The sequence below is a fragment of the Klenkia sesuvii genome, from assembly GCF_037083825.1.
GTDB lineage: Bacteria > Actinomycetota > Actinomycetes > Mycobacteriales > Geodermatophilaceae > Klenkia > Klenkia sesuvii.
Genome location: NZ_JBAPLU010000028.1, coordinates 13,858 through 35,630, shown reverse-complemented (window position 1 = coordinate 35,630; position 21,773 = coordinate 13,858). Strand labels below are relative to the sequence as shown.

Here is a 21,773-nt window from a genome sequence, read left to right as displayed (position 1 = left end):
GGCGCCCCAGCCCGCCCCCGACGTCCCGACCGGTGACGTCCCCCCACCCGGTGCCGCGCACCCGCGGCACCACCCCACCGAGAGGACAGGAGCCCTTCCCATGGCCCAGCTGGACACCGTCATCGCCTCCCTGCTCGAGATCGACGGAGCCAACGGCGCCGCGATCGTCGACGCCGACAGCGGCATGGCCCTCGCCGCCGGGGGCAGCCCCGGTTTCGACCTGAACGTCGCCGCCGCGGGCAACTCCAACGTGGTGCGCGCCAAGCTGCGCACCATCGGCGACCTCGAGCTGGACGACGAGATCGAGGACATCCTGATCACGCTGAAGGGTCAGTACCACCTCATCAACGTGCTCAAGGGCGCCGGCAACAGCGGCCTGTTCATCTACCTGGTGCTCAACCGCACGACGGCCAACCTCGCGCTCGCCCGGCACAAGCTGCGCAGCGTCGCCGCCACCGTCAGCGTCTGACCCTCTTCGCTCCCGCCCAGCGTTGATCAGGGGGGGTGCACGACGTTCTGTCCCCCGCCACCAGATCTCGTGGCGGGGGACAGAACGTCGTGCACCCCCCTGATCAACGCTGGGCGGGGGGCGGGCTGGTCAGGCGGGGGTGGCGACGGCGCCCAGGATGCGGGCCCGGACGTCGGGCAGCGCCATCTCGTGGGTGTCCAGCCACTCCTCGACGACGCCGTCGGCCACCACGCCGATGCGGTCGCAGACCTCGGTCAGCTCGTCGGGGTCCACCGACACGACGACCACCGAGCGGCCGTGCGCGGTGGCGTCGTCCAGCAGCCGGCGCACCTCGCGGCGCGAGCGCAGGTCCAGGCCGCGCGTCGGCTCGTGCACCACGACCACGTCACCGTCGGTGGCGGCCATCCACCGGGCCAGGGCCAGCTTGTGCTGGTCGCCGCCGGACAGGGCACCGAACACCGTGCGGATGCTCGTGGTGCGGACGTTCATGCGGTGCACCGTGTCGATGACCCCGCGCAGGGTGGCGATCTCGGTGCGCAGGTCCTCGGGGCGGCCCCACTCCTGGCTGGTCAGGGTGCGGGCGATCGTCTCGCCGGGGTCCACGCCGTAGGCGTCGTCGTCGGGCCGGTAGGCGGCCAGCCGCAGCGGCGCCGAGCCCGGGTCGGCCGGCACCGGGCGCTCCTGGCCCTGCAGGGCCACCCCGTCGCACTGCGCGGGGATCTCCCCGGTGAGCGCACCGGCGATCTCCTGCAGGCCCGAGCGGCGCCGTCCGGTCAGCCCCAGCACCTCGCCGCGGCGCAGGCGCAGGTCCACCCCGCCGGGGCTGCCCGGCACCCGCAGGTTGCGCACCTCCAGGGCGAGGTCGGCCGACGGCTGGGGGCGGGTGGTGGTGACCGGCCCGAGCGCGGCCGGGGAGCCCTCCGGTGCTCGGCGGGCCTCGGGGATGACGACGGGGGCGGCCGCGCGGGTGCCCCACGGCCGCGGCTCTGCGGGAGCGACCCCGTCGAGGGTGGCCACGGCCAGCCCGGCGGCGTCCAGCCCCGCGGCGGGGGCGTCCAGCGCGATGCGACCCGCGCGCAGCACCAGGACCCGGTCGACGACCTCGAGCATCTCGGGCAACCGGTGGCTGATGTAGAGCACCCCGCGCCCCTGGGAGCGCAGCCGGTCGGCGATGGCGTGCAGGCCCACGACCTCGCTGGGGGTCAGCGCCGCGGAGACCTCGTCCATGACCACCACGCGGGTGTCCTCGGCCAGCACCCGGGCGGCCTCGACCAGGCCGTGCACGAACCGGGGGACGTCGGCCACCAGCTGGTCGGGGTCCAGGTCCAGGCCGACGTCGGCCAGCACGGCCCGGGCCCGGGCGCGGACCCGGGCGTCGGGGGCATCGGCCAGCTCGGTGTCGCGCAGCACGGCCCGGGCCACGGTCAGCTCCGGGTCCAGCCGCACCAGCTGCTCGACCGCGCCCACGCCCAGGTGCCGGGCGTCGGCGGCCGACAGCGGGGCGTAGGCGTGCCCCAGCACGGTCATGCGCCCGCCGTCGGGGGCGTAGCGGCCGGCCACGACGTCGCCCACGGTGGACTTGCCGGCCCCGTTGGCGCCGACCAGGCCCACGACCTCGCCCTCGCCCACCGAGAAGCTGACGTCCTGCAGCACGCGTCGGGCCCCGTAGGCCTTGACCAGGCCCTCCACCTGCAGCAGGTCCATCGGTGGTGAGCCTCCCGGAACGGACCCGGCGAGCCGGCCCCGACGTCGTCCCCCGTGACGGTGAGTGGTCACCCGAATGCTACCCGCGGCGGGGGCGGTCGCCTCCCGGGAGGCGACCACCGCCCCCGGTCAGGCGGTGGTCAGGCGGTGGTCAGGCGGGGGTCAGGCCTGCAGCCACACGGCGGCGTCGTCCGGGAGCTGCCCGTCGGCCGCGTCGGCGCTGGCCAGCAGCACCTGGCCCTCCGGCAGCGGCACCGGCCGACCCGACAGGTTGAGCAGCAGCACCAGGCCGCTGCCGCGACGGAACGCCAGGCATCCGTCGGGTGCCGGTACCCACTCGAGCCCGCCGGAGACCTCGCGGCGCAACCGCAGCGCCGCCCGGTACAGCGACAGCATCGAACCGGGGTCGCCGTCCTGGGCGGCGGCGGTCAGCCCGGCCCAGCCGCCGGGCATCGGCAGCCACGTCGAGGCGCCGGTGGTGAAGCCGTACGGCGGTTCCGTGCCGCTCCACGGCACGGGGATGCGGCAGGCGTCGCGGCCGCGCTCGGTGCCGCCCGAGCGGGTCCACACGGGGTCGGTCAGCGCCTCGTCGGGCAGCTCGACGTCGGGCATGCCCAGCTCGTCACCGTTGTAGACGAACGCCATCCCGGGGAGCGCGAACTGCAGCAGCGCCGCCGCCCGTGCCCGCCGGGTGCCCACCTCGCCGCCGCCGTAGCGGGTGACGTGCCGCGGCCGGTCGTGGTTGGACAGCACCCAGCAGGCCGGCGCCGGGGTGGCGCCCACCGCGTCGAGGGAGTCGGCGACGGCAGCGCGCAGGTCGGCCAGCGCCCAGTCGGCGGTGAGCAGCCGGAAGTTGAAGGCCGAGTGCAGCTCGTCGGGGCGCAGGTACCGGGCCAGCCGCTCCTCGCTGGACACCCACACCTCGCCGACGGTCATGGCCCCCGGGTACTCGTCGAGCACGCGGCGGACCATCCGGTGGATGTCGTGCACGCCGTCCTGGTCCAGCCGCGGGTCGTCGGGGCCGTGGTCGTCGAAGATCCCCGTCTCCTCGTCGAAGGTGACGTCGGGCAGCCCCGGGGCCTTGGCCATGCCGTGCGCCACGTCGATGCGGAAGCCGTCGACGCCGCGGTCCAACCAGAAGCGCAGCGTTTCCTCGAGGTCGGCAAGGACCTCGGGGTGCGTGAAGTCCAGGTCGGGCTGCTCGGGTGCGAACAGGTGCAGGTACCACTGGCCGTCGGGCACGCGGGTCCACGCCGGGCCGCCGAAGATCGAGGGCCAGTTGTTCGGCGGCTTCGTGCCGTCGAGGCCCGCGCCGTCGCGGAAGACGTAGCGGGCGCGCTCGGGGGACCCGGGGCCGGCGGCGAGGGCCTGGGCGAACCAGTCCCGCTGGTCGGAGGTGTGGTTGGGGACCAGGTCGATGGTGACCCGGATGCCCAGCGCGTGCGCCTCACCCAGCACGCGGTCGAACTCGGCCAGGTCCCCGAAGACGGGCTCGACGTCGCGGGGGTCGGCCACGTCGTAGCCGTGGTCGGCCATCGGCGAGGGGAAGAACGGGTTGATCCACAACGCGTCGACGCCGAGCCGGGCGAGCTCGGGCAGCCGCGCCCGGAGCCCGGCGAGGTCACCGACGCCGTCGTCGCCGCCGTCGGCGAAGGAGCGGATGTAGACCTGGTAGAAGACCGCGTCGCGCCACCAGTCAGTGGGCGCGGGGATGGGCGCGGGGATGGGCGCGGGGATGGGCAGGGTGCTGGTCACGGGGTGCTCCTGGGGGTGGCGGAGGGGCACGCCGACGACGCTGTCAGCGGGTGGTCGGGGGACGCTCAGGGCGCGAGGTCGGTGGGTTCGTCCCACCGGTTCTGCATGCTGCGGGCGGCCATCTCGAGGTAGCCCCAGAGGGCCGCGTCCTGCTCGGGCGTGAGCTGCAGGGAGTCCACGGCGGCACGCATGTGCCGCAGCCAGGCGTCGCGCTCGCGACCGCCGATGGCGAAGGGGGCGTGCCGCATGCGCAGTCGGGGGTGCCCGCGCTCCTGGGAGTAGGTGGTCGGGCCGCCCCAGTACTGCTCCAGGAAACGGCGGAGCCGCTCCTCGGCGCCGTCCCAGTCGTCCTGCGGGTACAGCGGTGCCAGCACGGGGTCGGCGCGCACCCCGGCGTAGAAGTGCGCGACCAGCGCGCGGAAGGTGGGTGCGCCCCCGACCTCGGCGTAGAACGTGCGTGCCGAGGGCAGCGGGCGGCTCGACTCGCTCATGCCCTCGATGGTCCCGCAACGACGACGCCGGCGGGCGGTCGGGTGCGCAGCAGGCCCAGCAACGGCGGGACCACCAGCGGCAGACCCGCCACCCCCGCCACGAGGACCACGGTCGTGGCGTCCAGCACCCCCGCGACGGCGCCCGCGGCCAGGGCGCCCAGGCCCTGGACGCCGGACATGCCCGCGCTGGCCACCCCGAAGGCCCGACCCCGCGCCGCCGGGGGCACCGCCGCCACGAACGCGACGTTCAGCGGGATCAGCCACGCACTGCCCGCGCCGGAGACGGCCAGCAACCCGGTGAACAGCGCCACCGCGACGGCGCCCTCCAACAGTCGCCCGGCCAGGCCGGCGGCGGCCAGCGCACCCACCGACAGCAGCACGAGCGGGACCAGGAGCCGCTCCCGCAGGTCGGGCGGGCAGAACCGGCCGACCAGCACGCTGCCGACGACGGCGCCCACCGGGTGGGCCGCCAGCACCAGGCCGACCGCCGACTGGTCGCCCACCAGGTCCGCCGACAGGGCGGGGGCGATGCCCTCGTGGGCGTTGGTGACCAGCGTCCCCAGCCAGAGGAGGCCGACGATGGCCAGCAGCCGCGGTGTGGTGAGCACCAGGCGCAGCCCGGCGGCGACGTCGGCGGCCACGCTGGTGGGCGTCGCGCCGTCGACGGCGGCCGCCGGGGCGGGTCGGGCGCGCAGCCCGCCGGCCAGCCAGAGGCCCGAGAGCGCGAACGTCGCCGCGTTGACCAGCAACCCCACCGACGGCGACAGCGTGGTCACCAGCACCCCGCCGAGCAGGAAGCCCACGACCTGGGCGCCTTGCAGCACGACCCCGCCCAGCGACATCGCGACGGCGTAGCGGTCCCCGGTGAGCACGTCGGCGGTCAGCGCCGAGCGGGCCGCCTCGTAGGGCGGGCTGGCCAGCGAGACCAGCAGCAGCAGCACCAGGAGGGCGGGCAACGGCATGCCGGGCACTGCCATGAGGGCCACGAGCAGTGCCCGCACGAGGTCGCTGACCACCATGACCCGGTGCCGGGGCAACCGGTCGGCCAGCGCCGCCAGCACCGGTCCGGCGAGGATCCAGGGCAGGTAGCTGATGGCGAAGGTGAGGGCACCCAGCACGGGGGAGCCGGTGCGCTGGAAGACCAGGACCGTCAGCGCCAGCCGGGCGAGCATCTCGCCGACGGTGGCCAGCACGTAGGACCCGAACAGCGGCCGGTACTCGGCCACCGCGAAGACCGAGCCGTACGTCGCCGGCCGGCCGTCGCGGACGTCCTCCGGTGCCCGGTGGCTCAGGTCGGACCCGCCCCGGTCAGGGCCGGGGTGACCGGGATCCGGATGCCCTCGGCGGCGAACCGCTCCTGCAGCCGCAGCCGCAGTTCGCGGGCGACCCGCCACTGGTCGGCGTTGGTGGAGCGCACCTGCAGCCGCATCACGATCGCCTGCGGGGTGATCGACTCGACCCCGAGGGACTCGGGGGCCCCGAGGAGGACGTCGGCCCACGCGGGCTCGGCGTGCACGACCTCGCCGACCTCCTGCATGACGGAGCGGCAGTGCTCCAGGTCGGTGTCGTGGGTGACGGGCATGTCGATGACCACCTGGGCGTAGCCCTGGCTCTTGTTGCCCACCCGCAGCACTTCGCCGTTGCGGGCGTACCAGACGACGCCGTTGATGTCGCGCAGCCGGGTGATCCGCAGGCCCACGGCCTCCACGGTGCCGCTGGCCTCGCCGAGGTCGACCACGTCGCCCACCCCGTACTGGTCCTCCAGGATGATGCCGATCCCGGCGATGAAGTCCTTGATGAGGTTCTGCGCGCCGAAGCCCAGCGCCACGCCGACCACCCCGGCCGAGGCCACGATGGGGGCCAGGTTGATGCCCAGCTCGCCCAGGATCATGACCACGGCGATGAAGAACACGACGATGGAGGCGAAGCTGCGCAGCACCGAGCCGATGGCCTCGGCCCGCTGGGTGCGCCGGGCGGCGACCTGCTCCACCACCTGCTGGTGGTTCTCGCCCTTCGCCCGGCGCGGCTTGAGGATCGTCGGCACCTGACCGGTGGCCGTGCGCTCGGTGAGCCGGCGGATGCCTCGGTTGACCACGGCCCGGGCCACAGCGGCCACCAGCACGATCAGCACGATCCGCAGCGGGGTGGCCACCAGTGCTTGGGCGTTGGCGGCCAGCCAGTCCAGGCCGAACCAGCTGTAGAGCTGGGCGCACAGGGACGAGGGGTCGGCGGTCACGCAGTCGGGCACCACGGCGTCGGACGCCGCGGCGGTGACGGACAGTGCAGTGCTCATGACGGGGGAAGTCTCCCAGGTGGCTCGAGAGGAGGGGTCGAGGCGGCCGGTCGGCGTGGCTCAGCCGGCAGCGGGCTCGTCTGGGTGCTCCTCGACGAGCCCGGTGGCGGCGGCCAGGAAGGCCAACTGGTCGGCGGCCAGCTCCACCGTACGGCTCACCGCCCGGGCCCCGTGGCCGACCGACAGCTCGCGGCGGAGCACCACCGGCGCGTCGGAGGAGGTGGCGTGCTGCAGCGCCGCGGCCAGCTTGCGGGCGTGCAACGGGTCCACCCGCGTGTCGGACTCGAAGGTGGTGAACAGCACGGCCGGGTAGGCGGTCCCCACGGTCACGTGGTGGTAGGGCGAGTAGCCGAGGAGCCACCCCAGCTCCTCGGGGTCGGCCGCGGTGCCGTACTCGTCGTTCCAGGTGCGGCCCAGACCGAACAGCTCGTACCGCACCATGTCCAGCAGCGGTGCGCTGCAGACCACCGCGGCCACCAGGTCCGGGCGCTGGGTGGTGGTCGTGCCCACCAGCAGGCCACCGTTGGAGCCGCCGAGCACCCCGAGCTGCGCGTGCGTCGTCCAGCCCTCGCGCACCAGGTGCTCACCGGCGGCGGCGAAGTCGTCGAAGACGTTCTGCTTGCGCTCGCGCATGCCGGCGCGGTGCCACTCCTCGCCGTGCTCGGAGCCGCCGCGCAGGTTGGCCACCGCCCACACCCCGCCGGCGGCCACCCAGGCGAGGGTCTGCGCGCTGTAGGCCGGGGTCAGCGACACGTTGAACCCGCCGTAGCCGTACAGGACGGTGGGCCGCGGCCGGTCGGGTGCGCCGGCCCGCGCGACGACGAACAGGTGCACCGGGGTGCCGTCGGCCGACGTCGCGTGGGTCTCGGTGACCACCACGTCCGGCACGGCGCCGGCCACCGGCGCCCGCTCCTGGTCGACCAGCGAGGTCGGGGTGGCGGCGTCCCAGCGCAGCACCGACGGCGGGGTGGCGTGGTCGGTGTAGCCCACCCAGGCCGTGCGGCCGCCCTCGGGCGGGCTGCTCACCCCGGCGATCGACCCCGGTGGGACGGCGACGTCGGCGACCTTCCCGGACCCGTCGGCAGCCCACACCGACAGGCGGTCGGTGGCGTCGACGGCGTGCACGGCCAGCACCTGCAGCGCCCCGTCGGCGGCGTCCACGAGCGCGACGTCGGTCAGCACGGCGCCCTCGACCTGCGGGACGACGACGGTCCAGCTCTCCGGCGCCCAGGACGCCGGGTCCGCCGGGTCGGCCACGGCCAGCCGCCCGCGCGGCGCGTCGCGGTCGGAGAACAGCCACAGCCGGCCGTCGCGGGCCACCCACGCCGAGGTCTGCGCGTCGACCCCCACCTGCAGCGGCCGGAGGACGCCGTCGCCGTGCAGGTCGGCCAGCCAGACGTCGTCCCGCGGCGCGGTGCCGGCCGAGGCGGAGACCACCAGCCAGCGGCCGTCGGACGACGTCCGCACGCCGTAGTAGTTCGTCGGGTCCAGCCCCTCCCCGTGGACCAGGACGTCGGACGACGGGTCGGCACCCACCCGGTGGAGGTAGACGCGGCGGTGGAACTGCTCCTCACCCGCCGGCACCTCCTCCGGCGCCAGGCGGCGGACGTAGAACAGCTCCTCCCCACCGGGCAGCCAGGCGACGGGGGAGTAGCGGCAGCGGTCGACCGGGCCGTCGAGCAGCTCCCCGGTCGCCACGTCGAGCACGTGCAGCAGCGACTCCTCGTCCCCGCCGACCGAGACCTGGTAGGCCAGGCGCGTGCCCTCCCACGACGGCGACCAGGCATCGAGCGTGGTGGTGCCCGCGGCGTCGAGGGCCATCGGGTCGACCAGCACCCGCGCGGTGCCGTCGGGCTCGCGGACCCGCAGCACCGCGTGCTCCTGGCCCGGGTCGCGGCGGGTGGAGAAGGCCCGGTCGGCCCGCTGCACCGGGATGCCCACCGCACCCGAGCGCACCAGCTCGCGCAGCCGGGCGGCGAAGGACCCCCGCGCCGGGAGCGCCGACAGCACCTGCCGCGCGTAGGCGTCCTGGGCCGCCGTCCAGGCCTGCGTCCGCGGGTCGGCGGGGTCCTCCAGCCAGCGGTAGGGGTCGGCGACGCGGTGGCCGTGCAGGTCCTCGACGAGGTCCAGACGGGGGGCGAGGGCGGGGTCGGGGGCGGGGTCGGGGGCACTGCTGGGGGCGCTGCTCACCACCGGACCGTAACGAGGAGGAAGGAGGGCGTTTGCCCGCTGCCGGTGGATCCGGGGCAGTATGGGGGTGCCCGTGGGTCGCAGCACCCCGGCGGTCCGGGGCGCAACGGAGGTGCCCCGTGCCGCTCACCGCACCCGGGTCGACCGCTGCAGGCCCGCCGGGCCGGCCGCGCGACCCCCGCCCCGCGATGCCCGCTGCCACCGTCGCGGCCACGCTGCTGCTCAACGCCACCTACGAGCCGCTCGGCGTGGTCTCCAGTCGCCGGGCCATCGTGCTCGTGCTCACCGGCAAGGCCGAACCGGTCGACGTGTCCGACGTGCTCTGCCACGCCGAGCTCGTCGCCCTGCCGGTGCCCGTGGTCGTGCGGCTGACCCGGTACGTGCGGGTGCCCTACCCCGCCCAGGTGCCCCTGTCGCGCCGGGCGGTGTTCACCCGCGACGGGTCCACCTGCGTCTACTGCGGGGCACCGGCCACCAGCATCGACCACGTGTGGCCGCGCAGCCGCGGCGGCACCCACAGCTGGGACAACGTCGTGGCCGCGTGCCGGCGGTGCAACCACACCAAGGCCGACCGGTCGCTGGCCGAGCTCGGCTGGAGCCTGCCCCAGCCCCCGCGGGCGCCGTCGGGCTCGGCATGGCGGCTGCTGGGCCACCGCACCGTCGACCCCCGCTGGCGCACCTGGCTCGGCCTCGCCGACGCCGGCTGACGCGCCGCCGACGCCGGTGCCCGCCGCAGGGTGGGTCAACCCACCTCGTCGCCTCCTCGTCCGTGCCGTGACGTGGAGGGGAGGGCGCCGGCGGGGGGCGACCCACCCGGCAGCAGGTGCGGCGCGACCATCAGGTGACCCTCGCGCGTTCTGCGGGGTAGCCGAGGTGGGCGTCGGTGGCGAGGACGTCGACGAGGCGGTCGACGGCGTCCCAGACGTCGACGAAGCGGGTGTACAGCGGTGCCGGGCCGAAGCGCACGCGGTCCGGCGTCCGGAAGTCCGGCACCACCCCGCGGTCGACCAGCGCCTGGGTGAGCTGCCAGGCCTGCGGGTGCTCGACGCTGACGTGCGCGCCGCGACGGTGGGCCGCCCGCGGCGAGGCCAGCCGCACCTGCGGAACCCGCTCGTCGACCAGGGCCACCAGCAGGTCGGTCAGCGCCCGGCCCTTGGCCGCGACCGCCGGCATGCCCGCCTCGGCCGAGATGCCTGCCCCCACCTCGACCGCCGCCGTGGCGAGGACCGGCGGCGTGCCCACCGCGAAGCGCTCCACCCCCTCGGTCGGCTCGTAGGCCGGGCCCATCGCGAACTGGTCGCGCTGCCCGAACCAGCCCTGGATCGGCTGGCGCATCGACCCCTGCAGCTCCCGCCGGACGTAGAGGAACGCCGGGGCACCCGGCCCGCCGTTGAGGTGCTTGTAGGTGCAGCCCACCGCCAGGTCGGCCGCTGCGAGGTCGACCTCCACCGACCCCACCGCGTGGCTGAGGTCCCACAGCAGCAGGGCGCCGGACCGGCGCACCTGCTCGGTCACCGCGGGCAGGTCCAGCAGCGCCCCCGACCGGTAGGCCACCAGCGACAGGACGACGACGGCCACCCGGTCGTCGAGCACCCCGGCCAGGTCGTCGGCGGTGAGGCCGGTGTCGACGTCGGCGGTGACCTCCCGCACCGCCAGGCCGTGCTGCTCGGCCACCCCGGCCACGACGTAGCGGTCGGTGGGGAAGTCGTCGGCGCAGCACACCAGCACGTCGCGGCCGGGTCGGGCGGCCACCCCCGCCTGCAGCAGCTTGTAGAGGTTGACCGACGTGGAGTCGGCGACCAGCACCTCACCCGGCCGGGCGCCCAGCACCCCCGCGGCCAGGAGGTCACCGACCCGCGTGGCCTGCCCGACCCAGTGCGACCACGACCCGACCAGCCCGTGGCCCCACTCCTGCTCGACCACCCGGGCCACCGCTGCCGGGGTGGCCCGGGGCAGCCGGCCGAGCGAGTTGCCGTCGAGGTAGATGCGGCGGGCAGGGCCGTCGTCCCAGAGCCCACCCGGGCCGTCGCCGGTGAAGCGGTCGCGGAACCCGGCGAGGGGGTCGGCGTCGTCGAGTCGCTGCGCGTCGTCGCGGGAGGGCACGGGTCCATCGTGCCCGCGGCCGGCCCGACCAGCCGCCCGCGGGCTGGCGCGCCGGGGGACCGGCCCCCCGGTAGATTCCCGGAGGTGACCGTCATCGAGACCCTCCTCGTCTTCGTGGTGGCCCCGCTGGCCGTGGTGCTGCTGGCCTACGCGCTGGTGCTGCTGCCGGGCCTGAAGAACCGCGACCGCTACAAGCCCGGTTCGCCCTGGGGTCACGACGCCGTCTGGTACGAGCCGCACCCGGTGGGCGGCCACGGCGGGGGTCACGGCGGGGGTCACGGCACCGCGCTCGCCGACGACCACCACGTCGGCGAGCAGGTCGCCGCCCTGACCATCGGCGAGACCGTCGACGGCCCGCGGCGCACCGCCGCCGGTGGCGCCCGCGGCACCTGGTGACCGGCCACCCCCACCCCGCCCCGCACCCCTCGTGACGCAGCGACAGAGAGGCACCCACTGATGGCCACCGAGCTCGAGGACACCCGCGAGCCGATCGTCGACGACCAGGAGGGGCCGGCGGCCTCGCCGTTCAGCCCGGCCGAGCTGCTCCGCCTCGACGAGGCGCTGACCATGTCCTCCCGCGAGACCGGGTTGCGGTTCACCCTCTACATCGGTGAGCTGCCCACCGACACCCGGGCTGGCGCCGAGGAGCTGCACGCCCGCTCGGGCGGCGACACCAGCCAGTCCGTGCTCATCGCCGTCGCCCCCGACCAGCGGGTGCTCGAGATCGTCACCGGGTCCGCGGCGGCCCGCCGGCTGCCCGACCGCGCCTGCGCGCTGGCCGTCCTCACCATGACCGGCCGCTTCGGCGCCGGCGACCTGGTCGGCGGCATCGTCAACGGGCTGCGGCAGCTCTCCGACCAGGCCGGGCACCCGGCCGCGCACCGCATCACGAACTGAGGGAGCGCCCCTCGGCCCCGGCCCCCACGGTCCGGACCGGACGAGGGGTCGGCTGATGAGCCCGGCAGAGGGCCCCCGCCCCGACGGCGGGGGCCCTCTGCACGTCAGCTGCCGGCGGCCGCGCGGTCGCGCTCCTGGGCGCGCAGCGACCGGACGACGCCGTCGCGGCCCTCACCCACCAACCGGCGGAGCGGCGCCGGGTGGGTGGTGTCGGCCAGCCACGCGTCGGCGGCCTGCACGGTCGTGGCCGACACCTGCTTGGGGAACAGGTACTCGACCGTGTTCTTCGCGATCTCGCCGGGACGGCGGGCCCACAGCGGGGCGACGTCGGCGAAGTAGCGCTCGACGTAGGGCGCGGTGAGCTCGCGCTGGGCGGGGTGCCAGAACCCGGCCACCATCGCCTCGTGGATCGAGTTGGCGACGGTCTCGTCGTGGAAGGCCCGCTCCCAGGTCTCGGCCTTGGCCAGCTCGGTCGGCCGCAGGGCGCGGGCGGTGGCGGCCCGGCGCGCGCCGGTGGCCGTCGCGTCGCGGGCGGCCTCGGCGTCGATCTCGGCGTCGCCGGCCGCGCCCACGGCGACCAGGCCGTGCAGGAAGGCCCACCGCGCGTCGGCGTCGACCTGCAGCCCGGGCACCTCCGCCGACCCGTCGAGCAGCCCCCGCAGGGCAGCCACGTGCTCGTCGGTGCGCACCGCCGCGGCCAGGGTGCGCGACCACTGCAGCTGCGCGTCCGAACCCGGCTGCGCCGAGCGCAGCGACGCCAGGGCCTTGTCGCCCAGGGCGGTCCAGCCCGACTCGGCCCATGCCGGGTCGACGTAGTTCGACAGCGCCGCCTGCACCCGGGCCAGCAGCGACTGCACCACCGAGATCTCGGTCTCGGCGTCGACCCCGGCCAGCACCAGGCCGACCCACTCGCGCGCGGCCAGCTCGCCGTCGCGGGTCATGTCCCAGGCCGCCGACCAGCACAGCGCGCGGGGCAGCGGCTCGGCGAGGTCGGCGATGCTCGACCGCAGCGTGGCCAGCGACCGCTCGTCGAGGCGGGTCTTGGCGTAGGTGAGGTCGTCGTCGTTGACCAGCACCAGGTCGGCGGCGGGGTGGCCGAGCAGCTCGGCGACCTCGGTGCGCGGACCGCTCACGTCCAGCTCCACCCGGTGGGTGCGGGTCAGCCCGTCGGGGCCGCGGCCGTAGAGGCCGACGGCCAGCCGGTGGTCGCGCAGCACGGGGTGCTCGGGGACCGCGGTCTGCTCGATGGCGAAGGAGCGGTAGCGGCCGTCGGCGTCGACCTCGAACACCGGGCGCAGCGTGTTCACCTGGCTGGTCTGCAACCACTGCTGGGCCCAGGCCGACAGGTCGCGGCCGGTGGCCTCGGACAGCGGGCCGAGCAGGTCGGCCAGCGTGGTGTTGCCGTACTCGTGGGTGCGGAAGTACCGCCGCACCCCGGCCAGGAACGCGTCCTGGCCCACGTAGGCGACCAGCTGCTTGAGCACCGAGGCACCCTTGGCGTAGGTGATGCCGTCGAAGTTCACCTCGACGGCGGCGACGTCGACCATGTCGGCGGCGATCGGGTGGGTCGAGGGCAGCTGGTCCTGCGCGTAGGCCCAGCTCTTCTCGGTGTTGGCGAACGTCGTCCAGGCGGTCGTGAACTCGGTCGCCTCGGCCTGGCACAGCGTGGAGATGTAGGTGGCGAAGGACTCGTTGAGCCACAGGTCGTCCCACCAGCGCATCGTCACCAGGTCGCCGAACCACATGTGCGCCAGCTCGTGCAGGATCGTCTCGGCCCGCCGCTCGTAGCGGGCGCGGCTGGTGCGCGACCGGAAGACGTAGTCCTCCAGGAACGTCACGCAGCCGGCGTTCTCCATCGCCCCGGCGTTGAACTCCGGCACGAACAGCTGGTCGTACTTGTCGAACGGGTAGGGGTAGTCGAACACCCGGTGGTAGAAGTCGAAGCCCTGCTTGGTGACCTCGAAGATCGCGTCGGCGTCGAGGTGCTGGGCCAGCGAGGCCCGGCAGTAGATGCCCAGCGGCAGGCCCTCGTGCGAGTCGGTCACCTTGGCGTAGGGCCCGGCGACCAGCGCGACGAGGTAGGTGGAGATCCGCTTGGTCGGCTCGAAGTGCACCAGCTGGGAGCCGTTGGCACCGGCCTCGATGGTGCGCCCCCCGGTGTTGGAGACCACCTGCCAGTCGAAGGGCGCGGTGACGTGCACGGTGAAGGTCGCCTTGAGGTCGGGCTGGTCGAAGCAGGCGAACATGCGCTTGGCCTCGGCCGGCTCGAAGTGCGAGTAGAGGTAGACGGCGCCGTCCTCGGGGTCGAGGAAGCGGTGCAGGCCCTCACCGGTGCGGGAGTAGCGGCACTCGGCGTCGACGACCAGCTCGTTGCGGGCAGCCAGCGCGGGCAGCGGCAGGCCACCCTCCTCGGTCCACGTCGAGACGTCGAGCGCGGCGCCGTTGAGCGTGGCCGAGTGCACCCGGTCGGCCACCAGGTCGATGAACGTGTCGGCGCCCTCCGTGGTGGCGTCGAAACGGACCGTCGTGGTCGATCGGAACGTCTCGACGCCCGGCCGGCCGGCGCCGTCGGTGACGTCGAGCTGGAGGTCGTACTCGTGCACGGTGAGCAGCCGGGCGCGCGCGGCAGCGGCGTTGCGGGTCAGGTTGGGAACAGCCACGCCGCGCAGCTTCGCACGCCGCACCGACGGTCCCACCCAGCCGGGGGACGTGTGTGGAGCACGGGTGCGGCGGGGAATGCCCAGGCACGGCCGGCGCCTTGAGGGCGGCGAGCAACCGCGAACACGAGGAGATGGCATGACCGAGGCCGTGCAGACCGCCCCCACCAGCGCGAAGGTCGACGTCTGGGTCGACCCGCTGTGCCCCTGGGCCTGGCTGACCAGCCGGTGGGTGGTCGAGGCGTCCCAGGTTCGGGACCTCGACGTGCACTGGCACGTGATGAGCCTGGCGGTGCTCAACGAGGGCCGGGACCTCCCGGAGGAGTACACCGAGATGATGAAGCAGGCCTGGGGCCCGGTGCGGGTGCTGGTCGCCGCGCAGCAGCAGCACGGCGACGAGGTCCTCGGCGACCTGTACACCGCGATGGGCACCCTGCGGCACCAGGAGGGCCTGGAGCTGTCCGAGGTCATCGCGCCCGCGCTGGAGAAGGTCGGCCTGCCGGCCTCGCTCGCCGACGCGGGGACGTCCACCGAGTACGACGAGGCGTTGAAGAAGAGCCACCACGAGGGCATGGACCCCGTCGGCGAGGAGGTCGGCACCCCCGTGCTGCACGTCGACGGCGTGGCCTTCTTCGGCCCGGTCATCAGCCGGGTGCCCACCGGCGAGGACGCCGGCAAGGCCTTCGACGGCGCCGTCCTGCTGGCCAACCTGCCCGGCTTCTGGGAGCTCAAGCGCACCCGCACCGAGGAGCCGGACTTCTCGACCGTCCCCGCCTCCGCGCTCGCGGTCTCGACGCACGGCTGACCGCCGGGTGCGGCATGCTCGCGGGCATGCCGCACCCCCGCCGCCAGCGCATCGTCATCACCGGGGCCAGCTCCGGGCTCGGTGAGGGCATGGCCCGCCGCTGGGCCGCCGCCGGCCACGACCTGGCCCTGCTGGCCCGCCGCACCGACCGGCTCGAGCGGCTGCGCGACGAGCTGGCGGTGCACGGCGGCACCGTGGTCGTCGCACCGCTGGACGTCGACGACCCCGACGCGGTCGCCGAGACCGTGCCGCGGGTGGTCGGCGAGCTCGGCGGGGTCGACCGCGTCGTGGCCAACGCCGGCCTGGGCAAGGGTGTGCCGGTGGGCACCGGGGGAGCCCGCCCCAACCGGGCGGTGCTGACCACCAACGTGCTGGGCACCCACGCCACCTGCGAGGCCGCCGTCGCGCTGTTCCGGGCGCAGGGCCACGGCCACCTCGTGGTCATCAGCTCCGTCGCCGGCGTGCGGGGGATGGGCGGCACCCGCACGGCCTACGCCACCTCGAAGGCCGCCGACGCCGTGCTGGCCGAGGGCATCCGGGCCGACCTGCTGTCCTCCCGGGCGACCCGCCGCATCAGGGTCACCACCGTCCACCCGGGCTTCATCGAGACCGACATCAACACCGGCCGGCGCGGCCCGTTCACCGTCGACCTCGACACCGGTGTCGACGCCCTCGTCGCCGCCGTCGACCGCGAGCCGGTGCGCGCCTACGTGCCCGAGTGGCCGTGGCGCGCGGTCGCCGGCCTGCTGCGGGTGCTGCCCCTGCCGGTCGCGGCCCGCCTGTCCTGAGAGACTGCCGGCATGCGCGTCTTCCTGGGTACCGACCACGCCGGTCTCGAGCTCAAGGCCCACCTGCTGGAGGCGGTCGCCGCCGCCGGGTACGAGCCGGTCGACTGCGGGGCCTTCGACTACGACCCCCTCGACGACTACCCGCCCTTCTGCATCGAGGTCGGCGAGCGGGTCGTGGTCGAACCGGGTTCCCTGGGCGTGGTCATCGGCGGGTCGGGCAACGGCGAGCAGATCGCGGCCAACAAGGTGCCCGGCGTCCGCGCCGCGCTGGTCTGGAACACCTCGACCGCCGAGCTCGCCCGCCAGCACAACGACGCCAACGTGGTGGCCGTGGGTGGCCGCCAGCACAGCGTCGAGGAGGCCACCGGGCTGGTGCTGACGTTCCTGCGCACCCCGTTCAGCGGCGAGGAGCGGCACGCCCGCCGCATCGGCCTGGTCGCTGCGTACGAGCAGGAGCGGCACCACCCCGCCGGCGGCTGAGGTGGGCGGCGACGACGTCCGTCGGTGCGTCGACGAGGCCGTCGCGCTGCTGGCCCGCGTCCCCGACCCGGCGGTCGCCGTGCTGGACACCGACGTCGCCGGGGTCGTCTGGCACGTGGGGGAGTGCCTGCACTGGTACGGCCACGACCTGCTCGTCGGCCCGGTCGACCTCACCGCCGGTCGCTGGGAGCCCGACCCGGCCGCCAGCTACGGGCGGCTGCTCACCGGGCTCACCACCTGGGGCGAGGTGCTGGCCCGTGTGCTCGACGGCGCCGACCCCGCCGAGCGCGGGTTCCACCCCTGGGGGTCGCCCGACCCGGCCGGGTTCGCCGCCATGGCGTGCGCCGAGGTGGTCGTGCACACCGGCGACGTCGCCGAGGTGGTGGGCGCCCGGTGGGCACCGCCGTCCGACGTCGTCACCGCGACCCTGGCCCGGCTGTTCCCCGGCGCGCCCACCGACACCGACCCGGCCACGACCCTGCGGTGGGCCACCGGTCGGGTCGATCTGCCCGGCCGGCCCCGCCCGACGTCGTGGTCCTACGCCGCCGCACCTTGACACCCCGATCCGCATGGCGCCATTCTGGCGCCATGCCCGCTGTGCAGGTCAAGGACGTCCCCGCCGAGACGCACGCCGTCCTCCGCCGTCGCGCTGCGGCCGCCCACCAGTCCCTGCAGGAGTACCTGCGGAGCCGGCTGATCGCCGACGCCGCCCAGCCGACCCTCGACGAGGTCCTCGCCCGGATCGAGGGCGACTCCGGGGGCGTGGCCGAGCTGGACACCGTCGTGGCCGACCTGCGGGCGGACCGTGCTGGTCATTGACGCCAGCGTGCTGACCCCCGTCGTCCTCGACGACGGGGAGACCGGACGCCGGGCGCGGGCGAGGGTGGCCGACCAGGTGCTGGCTGCGCCGGAGCTGGTCGACCTCGAGGTGGCGTCCGTCGTCCGCAGGCAGGTGCTTCGAGGAGCCGTGCCACCCCAGCGCGCCCGGCGCGCCTTGCTGTACCTGACGGACCTCCCGCTCGCCCGGTACGGGCACCGGGACCTGGTCGGGCGCGGCTGGGAACTGCGGGATGCCGTCTCGACCTACGACGTCGCCTACGTCGCGCTGGCCGAGGTCTTGTCCGCCACCCTCCTCACGGCCGACGCGCGCCTGGCCCGGGCTCCGGGTACCCGGTGCCCAATCGAGGTGTTCCGCTGAGCCGGTGCATCAGAACGCGTCCGGGCTCTGCGGGGCCACCGGCCACGAGAACGAGGTCGAGGCCAGGGCCACCGCGCCGGGGCTGATCTCCGTGACCCGCCCGGCGCGGTGCAGGGTGCCCAGCGACACCCCGCCCAGGTAGACGGCCGCGAGCTCCTCGACGCCCAGCACCAGGTCCGGGTCGCGGTCGGTGCGGCCGCAGTGCCCGCCCGCCGGGTGGCCGATCAACCGCCAGCGGCCGTCGTTCCACGGGCAGAAGCGGTCGCGCACCTCGAGCACCAGGTCGATCGGGGCGGGGTAGCGACGGGCCGCCAGCGCCCGCTCGACGTCCACCAGCCGGACCCACAGGGCGTCCGACGGCGCCGTCGGCACCGAGCGCGGGTCGGCCACCATCGAGCGCACCGGGTCCTCGGCACCCAGCGACCAGGAGGAGACCTCCCGCACCAGGTCGTGGCCGAGCACGAACCGCCACAGCGCCACCCGCACCGCGGGCGTGGCGGCCACCAGGTCCACCAGCTGCAGCTTGCCCCGCGGCTCGTCGCGCGGGGACCACTCCTCCTTCTGGCGGTAGCTCGCGTACCCGGTGACGGTGCCGTCGGGTTCGGTGTGCAGCGCGTACCGGCGCGCCGTCCAGCCGTCGCGGTCGTCCTTCTCGTCGCGCAGCCGTCGGTCCCACCAGCGCTCGTCGCGGGCCAGGTGGCCGGGGACGTCGCGGCGCAGCCGCTCGTACAGGGGGACGGCGGCCACGCGGTAGGCGTCGAGGTCGACGACCGAGATGCGCCCGGACGACGCCGGCAGGTCCTCGCGCAGCCGGGTGCGGCTGGGGTCGAGCACGATGCCGCCGCGCCACACGGCCGGGGCGTAGCCGAACCGGCCGTAGATGCTGCCCTCCGCCGCCCACAGCGCAGCGACCGGCTCGGTGCCCGCGGCGTGCACGTCGTCGAGCTGGCGGCGCATGATCGCGGTGAGCACACCGCGGCGGCGGTGGGTGGGGGAGACCGTGACCCAGGTGACGCCGGCGGCCGGAACGACGCCACCGGGCACCGTGAGCTGGTGGCTGTAGGCGCCGGCGGTCGCGGCCACGAAGCCGTCGTCGAACAGCGCCAGCGACCGGTCGAGCTCGGCCGTCGGACGGGGCCGGTCGACGTCGGGGCCGGTCGGGTCCTCGCCGAACACGCGGCTCATGGCGGTGGTGAAGGCTGGCCACTCCTCGGCCGCGATCGGGCGCAGCGCGGCGACCAGGGCGGGGTCGGCAGCGGGGGTGGCAGCAGGGGTGGCATCAGGTGTCACGCCCCCTGCCTACCGGGTGCGGGGCGACGGGGCGACCGGATTGCGGCACCCGGCCGGCGTCCTGGTCGACCGCTAGGGTCGGACGCGGTCCTCGACGGTGCAGCCCGGGCGCCGGGGCGACCACGACGAGAGAAGGCCCATGCGCGCTGCCCCCCTGACCGCCGTCCTCCTCACCGGACTGCTCGCCCTGTCGGCGTGCTCCGGCCCAGCCGACGGTGAGCAGGCGTCCGGCACCGAACCCACGGCCGGGCAGGCGTTGACCGCCGTGCCCACGGCCGCCACCACCCTCGTGGCCGACACCGACCCGGTGGCCGGCGCGGGGTCGGCCAGCCGAGCCCTCTACACCTCCTCGCCGGTCGTCGTGGTCGCGCCGGACGCCGAGCCGCTGCCCGGGGACGCCGTGGACGCCGCCGAGCAGCTCGGCGTGCCGCTGCTGCTGCTGGGCGCCGACGCCGCCCCGGTCGTCGGCGAGCTCGACCGCCTGGGTGCCGAGCGGGTCGTCGTCGCCGAGGGCGCGGTCACCGAGGACGGCGTCCTCGGTGACCGCGAGGTGACCGGCACCGGTGACGAGCTGCCCGCGGTGTCCGCGCCCGAGCCCCTCACCGACGTCGTCGTGCTCGACAGCGGGGCGGCGGGCACCGCGGCCGGTGCCGTCACCGCGCGCGCGGCCGGCGCGACCGTCGTCGACACGGCCGGGCAGACCGACCCGCGGGCCTCGGCCGACGTCGTCGACGCGTTGTCGGGGGTGCAGCCGGCCGCCGTGGTGGCCCTCGGCGCGGACTTCTCCGGCGTCGAGGGGCTGGACTGGAAGACCACCACGGCCGCCTCGGGCACCCAGCTCCCCGGTGGCGGCCAACTGCTGTTCCCCGAGCACTTCCTGGTGGCGCTCTACGGCTCGCCGGACGGCCCGGCCCTCGGCGTCCTGGGGGAGCAGGGGCTCGACGCCTCGATCGCCCGGGCCGGCGAGTTCGCCGCCCCCTACGCCGACCTGCTGCCCGACCGCACCGTCGTCCCCACCTTCGAGATCATCGTGACGGTGGCCTCGGCCTCGGCCGGGCCCGACGGCAACTACTCCAGCGAGGCCGACCCGGCGGCCCTGCGGCCCTACGTCGAGGCCGCCGGCGCCGCGGGGTTGTACGTGGTGCTCGACCTGCAGCCGGGGCGCACCGACTTCCTCACCCAGGCGCAGCAGTACCAGTCGCTGCTGGAACTGCCCTACGTCGGCCTGGCGCTGGACCCCGAGTGGCGGCTGGGCCCCGATGAGGTGCACCTGCGGCAGATCGGCTCGGTCGGCGTCGACGAGGTCAACCAGGTGGTCACCTGGCTGGCCGACCTGACCCGGGCGAACGCGCTGCCGCAGAAGCTGCTGGTGCTGCACCAGTTCCGGCTGAGCATGATCACCGACCGGGAGCGGCTGGACACGTCCCGCGACGAGCTGGCCGTGATGGTGCACGTCGACGGCCAGGGCAGCCAGCCGGCCAAGCAGGGCACGTGGAACGCCCTTCACCAGGGGGCACCTGCTCCGCTGTACTGGGGGTGGAAGAACTTCATCGACGAGGACCAGCCGATGCTCACCCCGGCCGAGACCGTGGCCCAGGCGCAGCCGCTGCCGGAGCTCGTCACCTACCAGTGAGGACGCCATGACCGAGCTGCTGGAGACCCGCGCGGACCTCGAGGAGCGGATGGCCACCCACCGGCGCGAGCTGACCGGGTACTGCTACCGGATGCTGGGGTCCTCGTTCGACGCCGAGGACGCGGTGCAGGAGACGATGGTCCGGGCGTGGCGCTCGCTGGACACGCTGCAGGGCCCGGGTGCGTTGCGGTCCTGGCTGTACCGGATCGCCACGAACGTGTGCCTGGACTCCCTCGACGGGCGCAAGCGGCGGGCCCTGCCGGTCGACCTGTCCGACGAGCCCTACGCCCCGGTGGAGGCGTCCCTGGCGCAGACCCTGCCCGACGGGGCGTGGGTGGAACCGGCCCTCACCTCCTCGGTGCTGGGCGGGGACCCCGCGGACCTCGTCGCCCAGCGGGACTCGGTGCGGCTGGCGTTCGTCGCGGCGCTGCAGGTGCTGCCGCCCCGCCAGCGCGCCGTCCTCGTGCTGCGCGAGGTGTTGCGCTGGCGGGCCGAGGAGGTCGCCGGCCTGCTGGGCACCACGGTGGCCGCGGTCAACAGCGCCCTGCAGCGGGCCCGGGCCACCCTGGCCGGCTGGGACGGCAAGGCCCGGTCCGGTGAGGTCGACGCCGACCAGGCCGAGCTGCTCGGCGCCTACGTCGACGCCTTCCAGCGCTACGACATGGCCGCCTTCGTCCGGCTCCTGCACGACGACGCCGTGCAGGACATGCCGCCCTTCGCGATGTGGCTGCGCTCGGCGCGCGACGTCGTCGCCTGGATGCAGGGACCGGGTGCGGGGTGCCGCGGGTCGGTCCTGCTGCCGGTGTCGGTCAACGGGTCCACGGCGTTCGCGCAGTGGCGGCCCGACGGGGCGGGCGGGTACACCCCCTTCGCCATCCAGGCGCTGGAGGTGCACGAGGGCCGGATCAGCCGCATCACCTCGTTCCTGGACACCCGGCTGTTCGCCCTCTGGGGCCTGCCGGCCACCCCGCCCGTGGAGGCAGGGCACCGGTAGGTGCGCACCGCACACCTCCTCGTGCG

At 75.2% G+C, this 21,773-nt stretch carries 21 protein-coding genes; 12 read left to right on the top strand and 9 right to left on the bottom strand.

From position 1 onward, the window contains the following. Positions 1–100: 100 nt before the first annotated feature. Complete coding sequence (locus TEK04_RS19345; RefSeq protein ID WP_336405998.1) at positions 101–469, top strand: hypothetical protein; 369 nt, start codon at positions 101–103, stop codon at positions 467–469. A gap of 129 nt (positions 470–598) precedes the next feature. Here the strand turns inward: TEK04_RS19345 and TEK04_RS19340 are convergent, their stop codons facing one another. From TEK04_RS19340 to TEK04_RS19315, 6 genes are all read right to left on the bottom strand, one after another. After that, on the bottom strand, positions 599–2,173 hold the full coding sequence (locus TEK04_RS19340; protein ID WP_336405997.1) for an ATP-binding cassette domain-containing protein: 1,575 nt from the start codon (positions 2,171–2,173) through the stop codon (positions 599–601). Positions 2,174–2,335: 162 nt separating this feature from the next. Further along, a complete protein-coding gene (locus tag TEK04_RS19335) occupies positions 2,336–3,928 on the bottom strand; it encodes a glycoside hydrolase family 13 protein (RefSeq protein ID WP_336405996.1) in 1,593 nt (530 codons plus the stop codon). Between the two features lie 65 nt (positions 3,929–3,993). Continuing rightward, positions 3,994–4,419, bottom strand: coding sequence for a globin (locus TEK04_RS19330; protein ID WP_336405995.1), 426 nt, complete (start codon positions 4,417–4,419; stop codon positions 3,994–3,996). Continuing rightward, positions 4,416–5,645 carry an MFS transporter gene (locus TEK04_RS19325; protein WP_336405994.1) on the bottom strand — a complete coding sequence of 410 codons (1,230 nt, stop codon included), beginning with the start codon at positions 5,643–5,645 and terminating at the stop codon, positions 4,416–4,418. The genes TEK04_RS19330 and TEK04_RS19325 overlap by 4 nt, the downstream gene beginning before the upstream one ends. A gap of 62 nt (positions 5,646–5,707) precedes the next feature. Beyond that, positions 5,708–6,712, bottom strand: coding sequence for a mechanosensitive ion channel family protein (locus TEK04_RS19320; protein WP_336405993.1), 1,005 nt, complete (start codon positions 6,710–6,712; stop codon positions 5,708–5,710). A 60-nt stretch (positions 6,713–6,772) separates the two neighbouring features. After that, positions 6,773–8,902, bottom strand: a complete 2,130-nt coding sequence (locus TEK04_RS19315; RefSeq protein WP_336405992.1) for a prolyl oligopeptidase family serine peptidase — start codon at positions 8,900–8,902, stop codon at positions 6,773–6,775. Positions 8,903–9,021: 119 nt separating this feature from the next. Between TEK04_RS19315 and TEK04_RS19310 the strand changes: the two genes are divergently transcribed. Beyond that, positions 9,022–9,609 (top strand): HNH endonuclease, encoded by a 588-nt coding sequence (locus tag TEK04_RS19310; RefSeq protein WP_336405991.1) that lies wholly within the window; start codon positions 9,022–9,024, stop codon positions 9,607–9,609. Between the two features lie 130 nt (positions 9,610–9,739). Here the strand turns inward: TEK04_RS19310 and kynU are convergent, their stop codons facing one another. Beyond that, the gene (kynU, locus tag TEK04_RS19305) at positions 9,740–11,005 is read right to left on the bottom strand and encodes a kynureninase (protein ID WP_336405990.1); all 1,266 of its coding nucleotides are present in this window, start codon (positions 11,003–11,005) and stop codon (positions 9,740–9,742) included. Positions 11,006–11,089: 84 nt separating this feature from the next. Between kynU and ctaJ the strand changes: the two genes are divergently transcribed. Beyond that, a complete protein-coding gene (gene ctaJ / locus TEK04_RS19300) occupies positions 11,090–11,401 on the top strand; it encodes an aa3-type cytochrome oxidase subunit CtaJ (RefSeq protein WP_336405989.1) in 312 nt (103 codons plus the stop codon). Between the two features lie 60 nt (positions 11,402–11,461). Next, complete coding sequence (locus TEK04_RS19295) at positions 11,462–11,902, top strand: DUF5130 family protein (protein ID WP_336405988.1); 441 nt, start codon at positions 11,462–11,464, stop codon at positions 11,900–11,902. A 104-nt stretch (positions 11,903–12,006) separates the two neighbouring features. On the opposite strand, the gene pepN is transcribed toward TEK04_RS19295, so the two are convergent. Then, positions 12,007–14,562, bottom strand: a complete 2,556-nt coding sequence (gene pepN / locus TEK04_RS19290; protein WP_336405987.1) for an aminopeptidase N — start codon at positions 14,560–14,562, stop codon at positions 12,007–12,009. 136 nt (positions 14,563–14,698) lie between these two features. Between pepN and TEK04_RS19285 the strand changes: the two genes are divergently transcribed. The 6 genes from TEK04_RS19285 to TEK04_RS19260 are packed head-to-tail and all read left to right on the top strand — an operon-like array spanning position 14,699 to position 17,830. Continuing rightward, positions 14,699–15,364, top strand: a complete 666-nt coding sequence (locus TEK04_RS19285; protein WP_336405986.1) for a mycothiol-dependent nitroreductase Rv2466c family protein — start codon at positions 14,699–14,701, stop codon at positions 15,362–15,364. Positions 15,365–15,390: 26 nt separating this feature from the next. Next, positions 15,391–16,152: an SDR family oxidoreductase gene (locus TEK04_RS19280; RefSeq protein ID WP_336405985.1), complete on the top strand. Its 762-nt coding sequence runs from the start codon at positions 15,391–15,393 to the stop codon at positions 16,150–16,152. 12 nt (positions 16,153–16,164) lie between these two features. Then, on the top strand, positions 16,165–16,632 hold the full coding sequence (locus TEK04_RS19275) for a ribose-5-phosphate isomerase (protein ID WP_336405984.1): 468 nt from the start codon (positions 16,165–16,167) through the stop codon (positions 16,630–16,632). 1 nt (position 16,633) lies between these two features. Further along, positions 16,634–17,188 carry a hypothetical protein gene (locus TEK04_RS19270; protein ID WP_336405983.1) on the top strand — a complete coding sequence of 185 codons (555 nt, stop codon included), beginning with the start codon at positions 16,634–16,636 and terminating at the stop codon, positions 17,186–17,188. 32 nt (positions 17,189–17,220) lie between these two features. Next, positions 17,221–17,451 carry a FitA-like ribbon-helix-helix domain-containing protein gene (locus tag TEK04_RS19265; protein ID WP_336405982.1) on the top strand — a complete coding sequence of 77 codons (231 nt, stop codon included), beginning with the start codon at positions 17,221–17,223 and terminating at the stop codon, positions 17,449–17,451. Next, complete coding sequence (locus TEK04_RS19260; RefSeq protein WP_336405981.1) at positions 17,438–17,830, top strand: type II toxin-antitoxin system VapC family toxin; 393 nt, start codon at positions 17,438–17,440, stop codon at positions 17,828–17,830. Before TEK04_RS19265 ends, TEK04_RS19260 begins: the two co-directional genes overlap by 14 nt. 9 nt (positions 17,831–17,839) lie before the next feature. Here the strand turns inward: TEK04_RS19260 and TEK04_RS19255 are convergent, their stop codons facing one another. After that, entirely contained in the window at positions 17,840–19,120 is a 1,281-nt protein-coding gene (locus tag TEK04_RS19255; protein WP_336405980.1) for a GNAT family N-acetyltransferase, read from the bottom strand. A 139-nt stretch (positions 19,121–19,259) separates the two neighbouring features. Here TEK04_RS19255 and TEK04_RS19250 point away from each other — a divergent pair, with 139 nt between their 5' ends. Both TEK04_RS19250 and TEK04_RS19245 read left to right on the top strand, forming a co-directional pair. Next, positions 19,260–20,753: a hypothetical protein gene (locus tag TEK04_RS19250; RefSeq protein ID WP_336405979.1), complete on the top strand. Its 1,494-nt coding sequence runs from the start codon at positions 19,260–19,262 to the stop codon at positions 20,751–20,753. Positions 20,754–20,760: 7 nt separating this feature from the next. Further along, positions 20,761–21,747 (top strand): sigma-70 family RNA polymerase sigma factor, encoded by a 987-nt coding sequence (locus tag TEK04_RS19245; RefSeq protein WP_336405978.1) that lies wholly within the window; start codon positions 20,761–20,763, stop codon positions 21,745–21,747. Positions 21,748–21,773 lie beyond the last annotated feature (26 nt).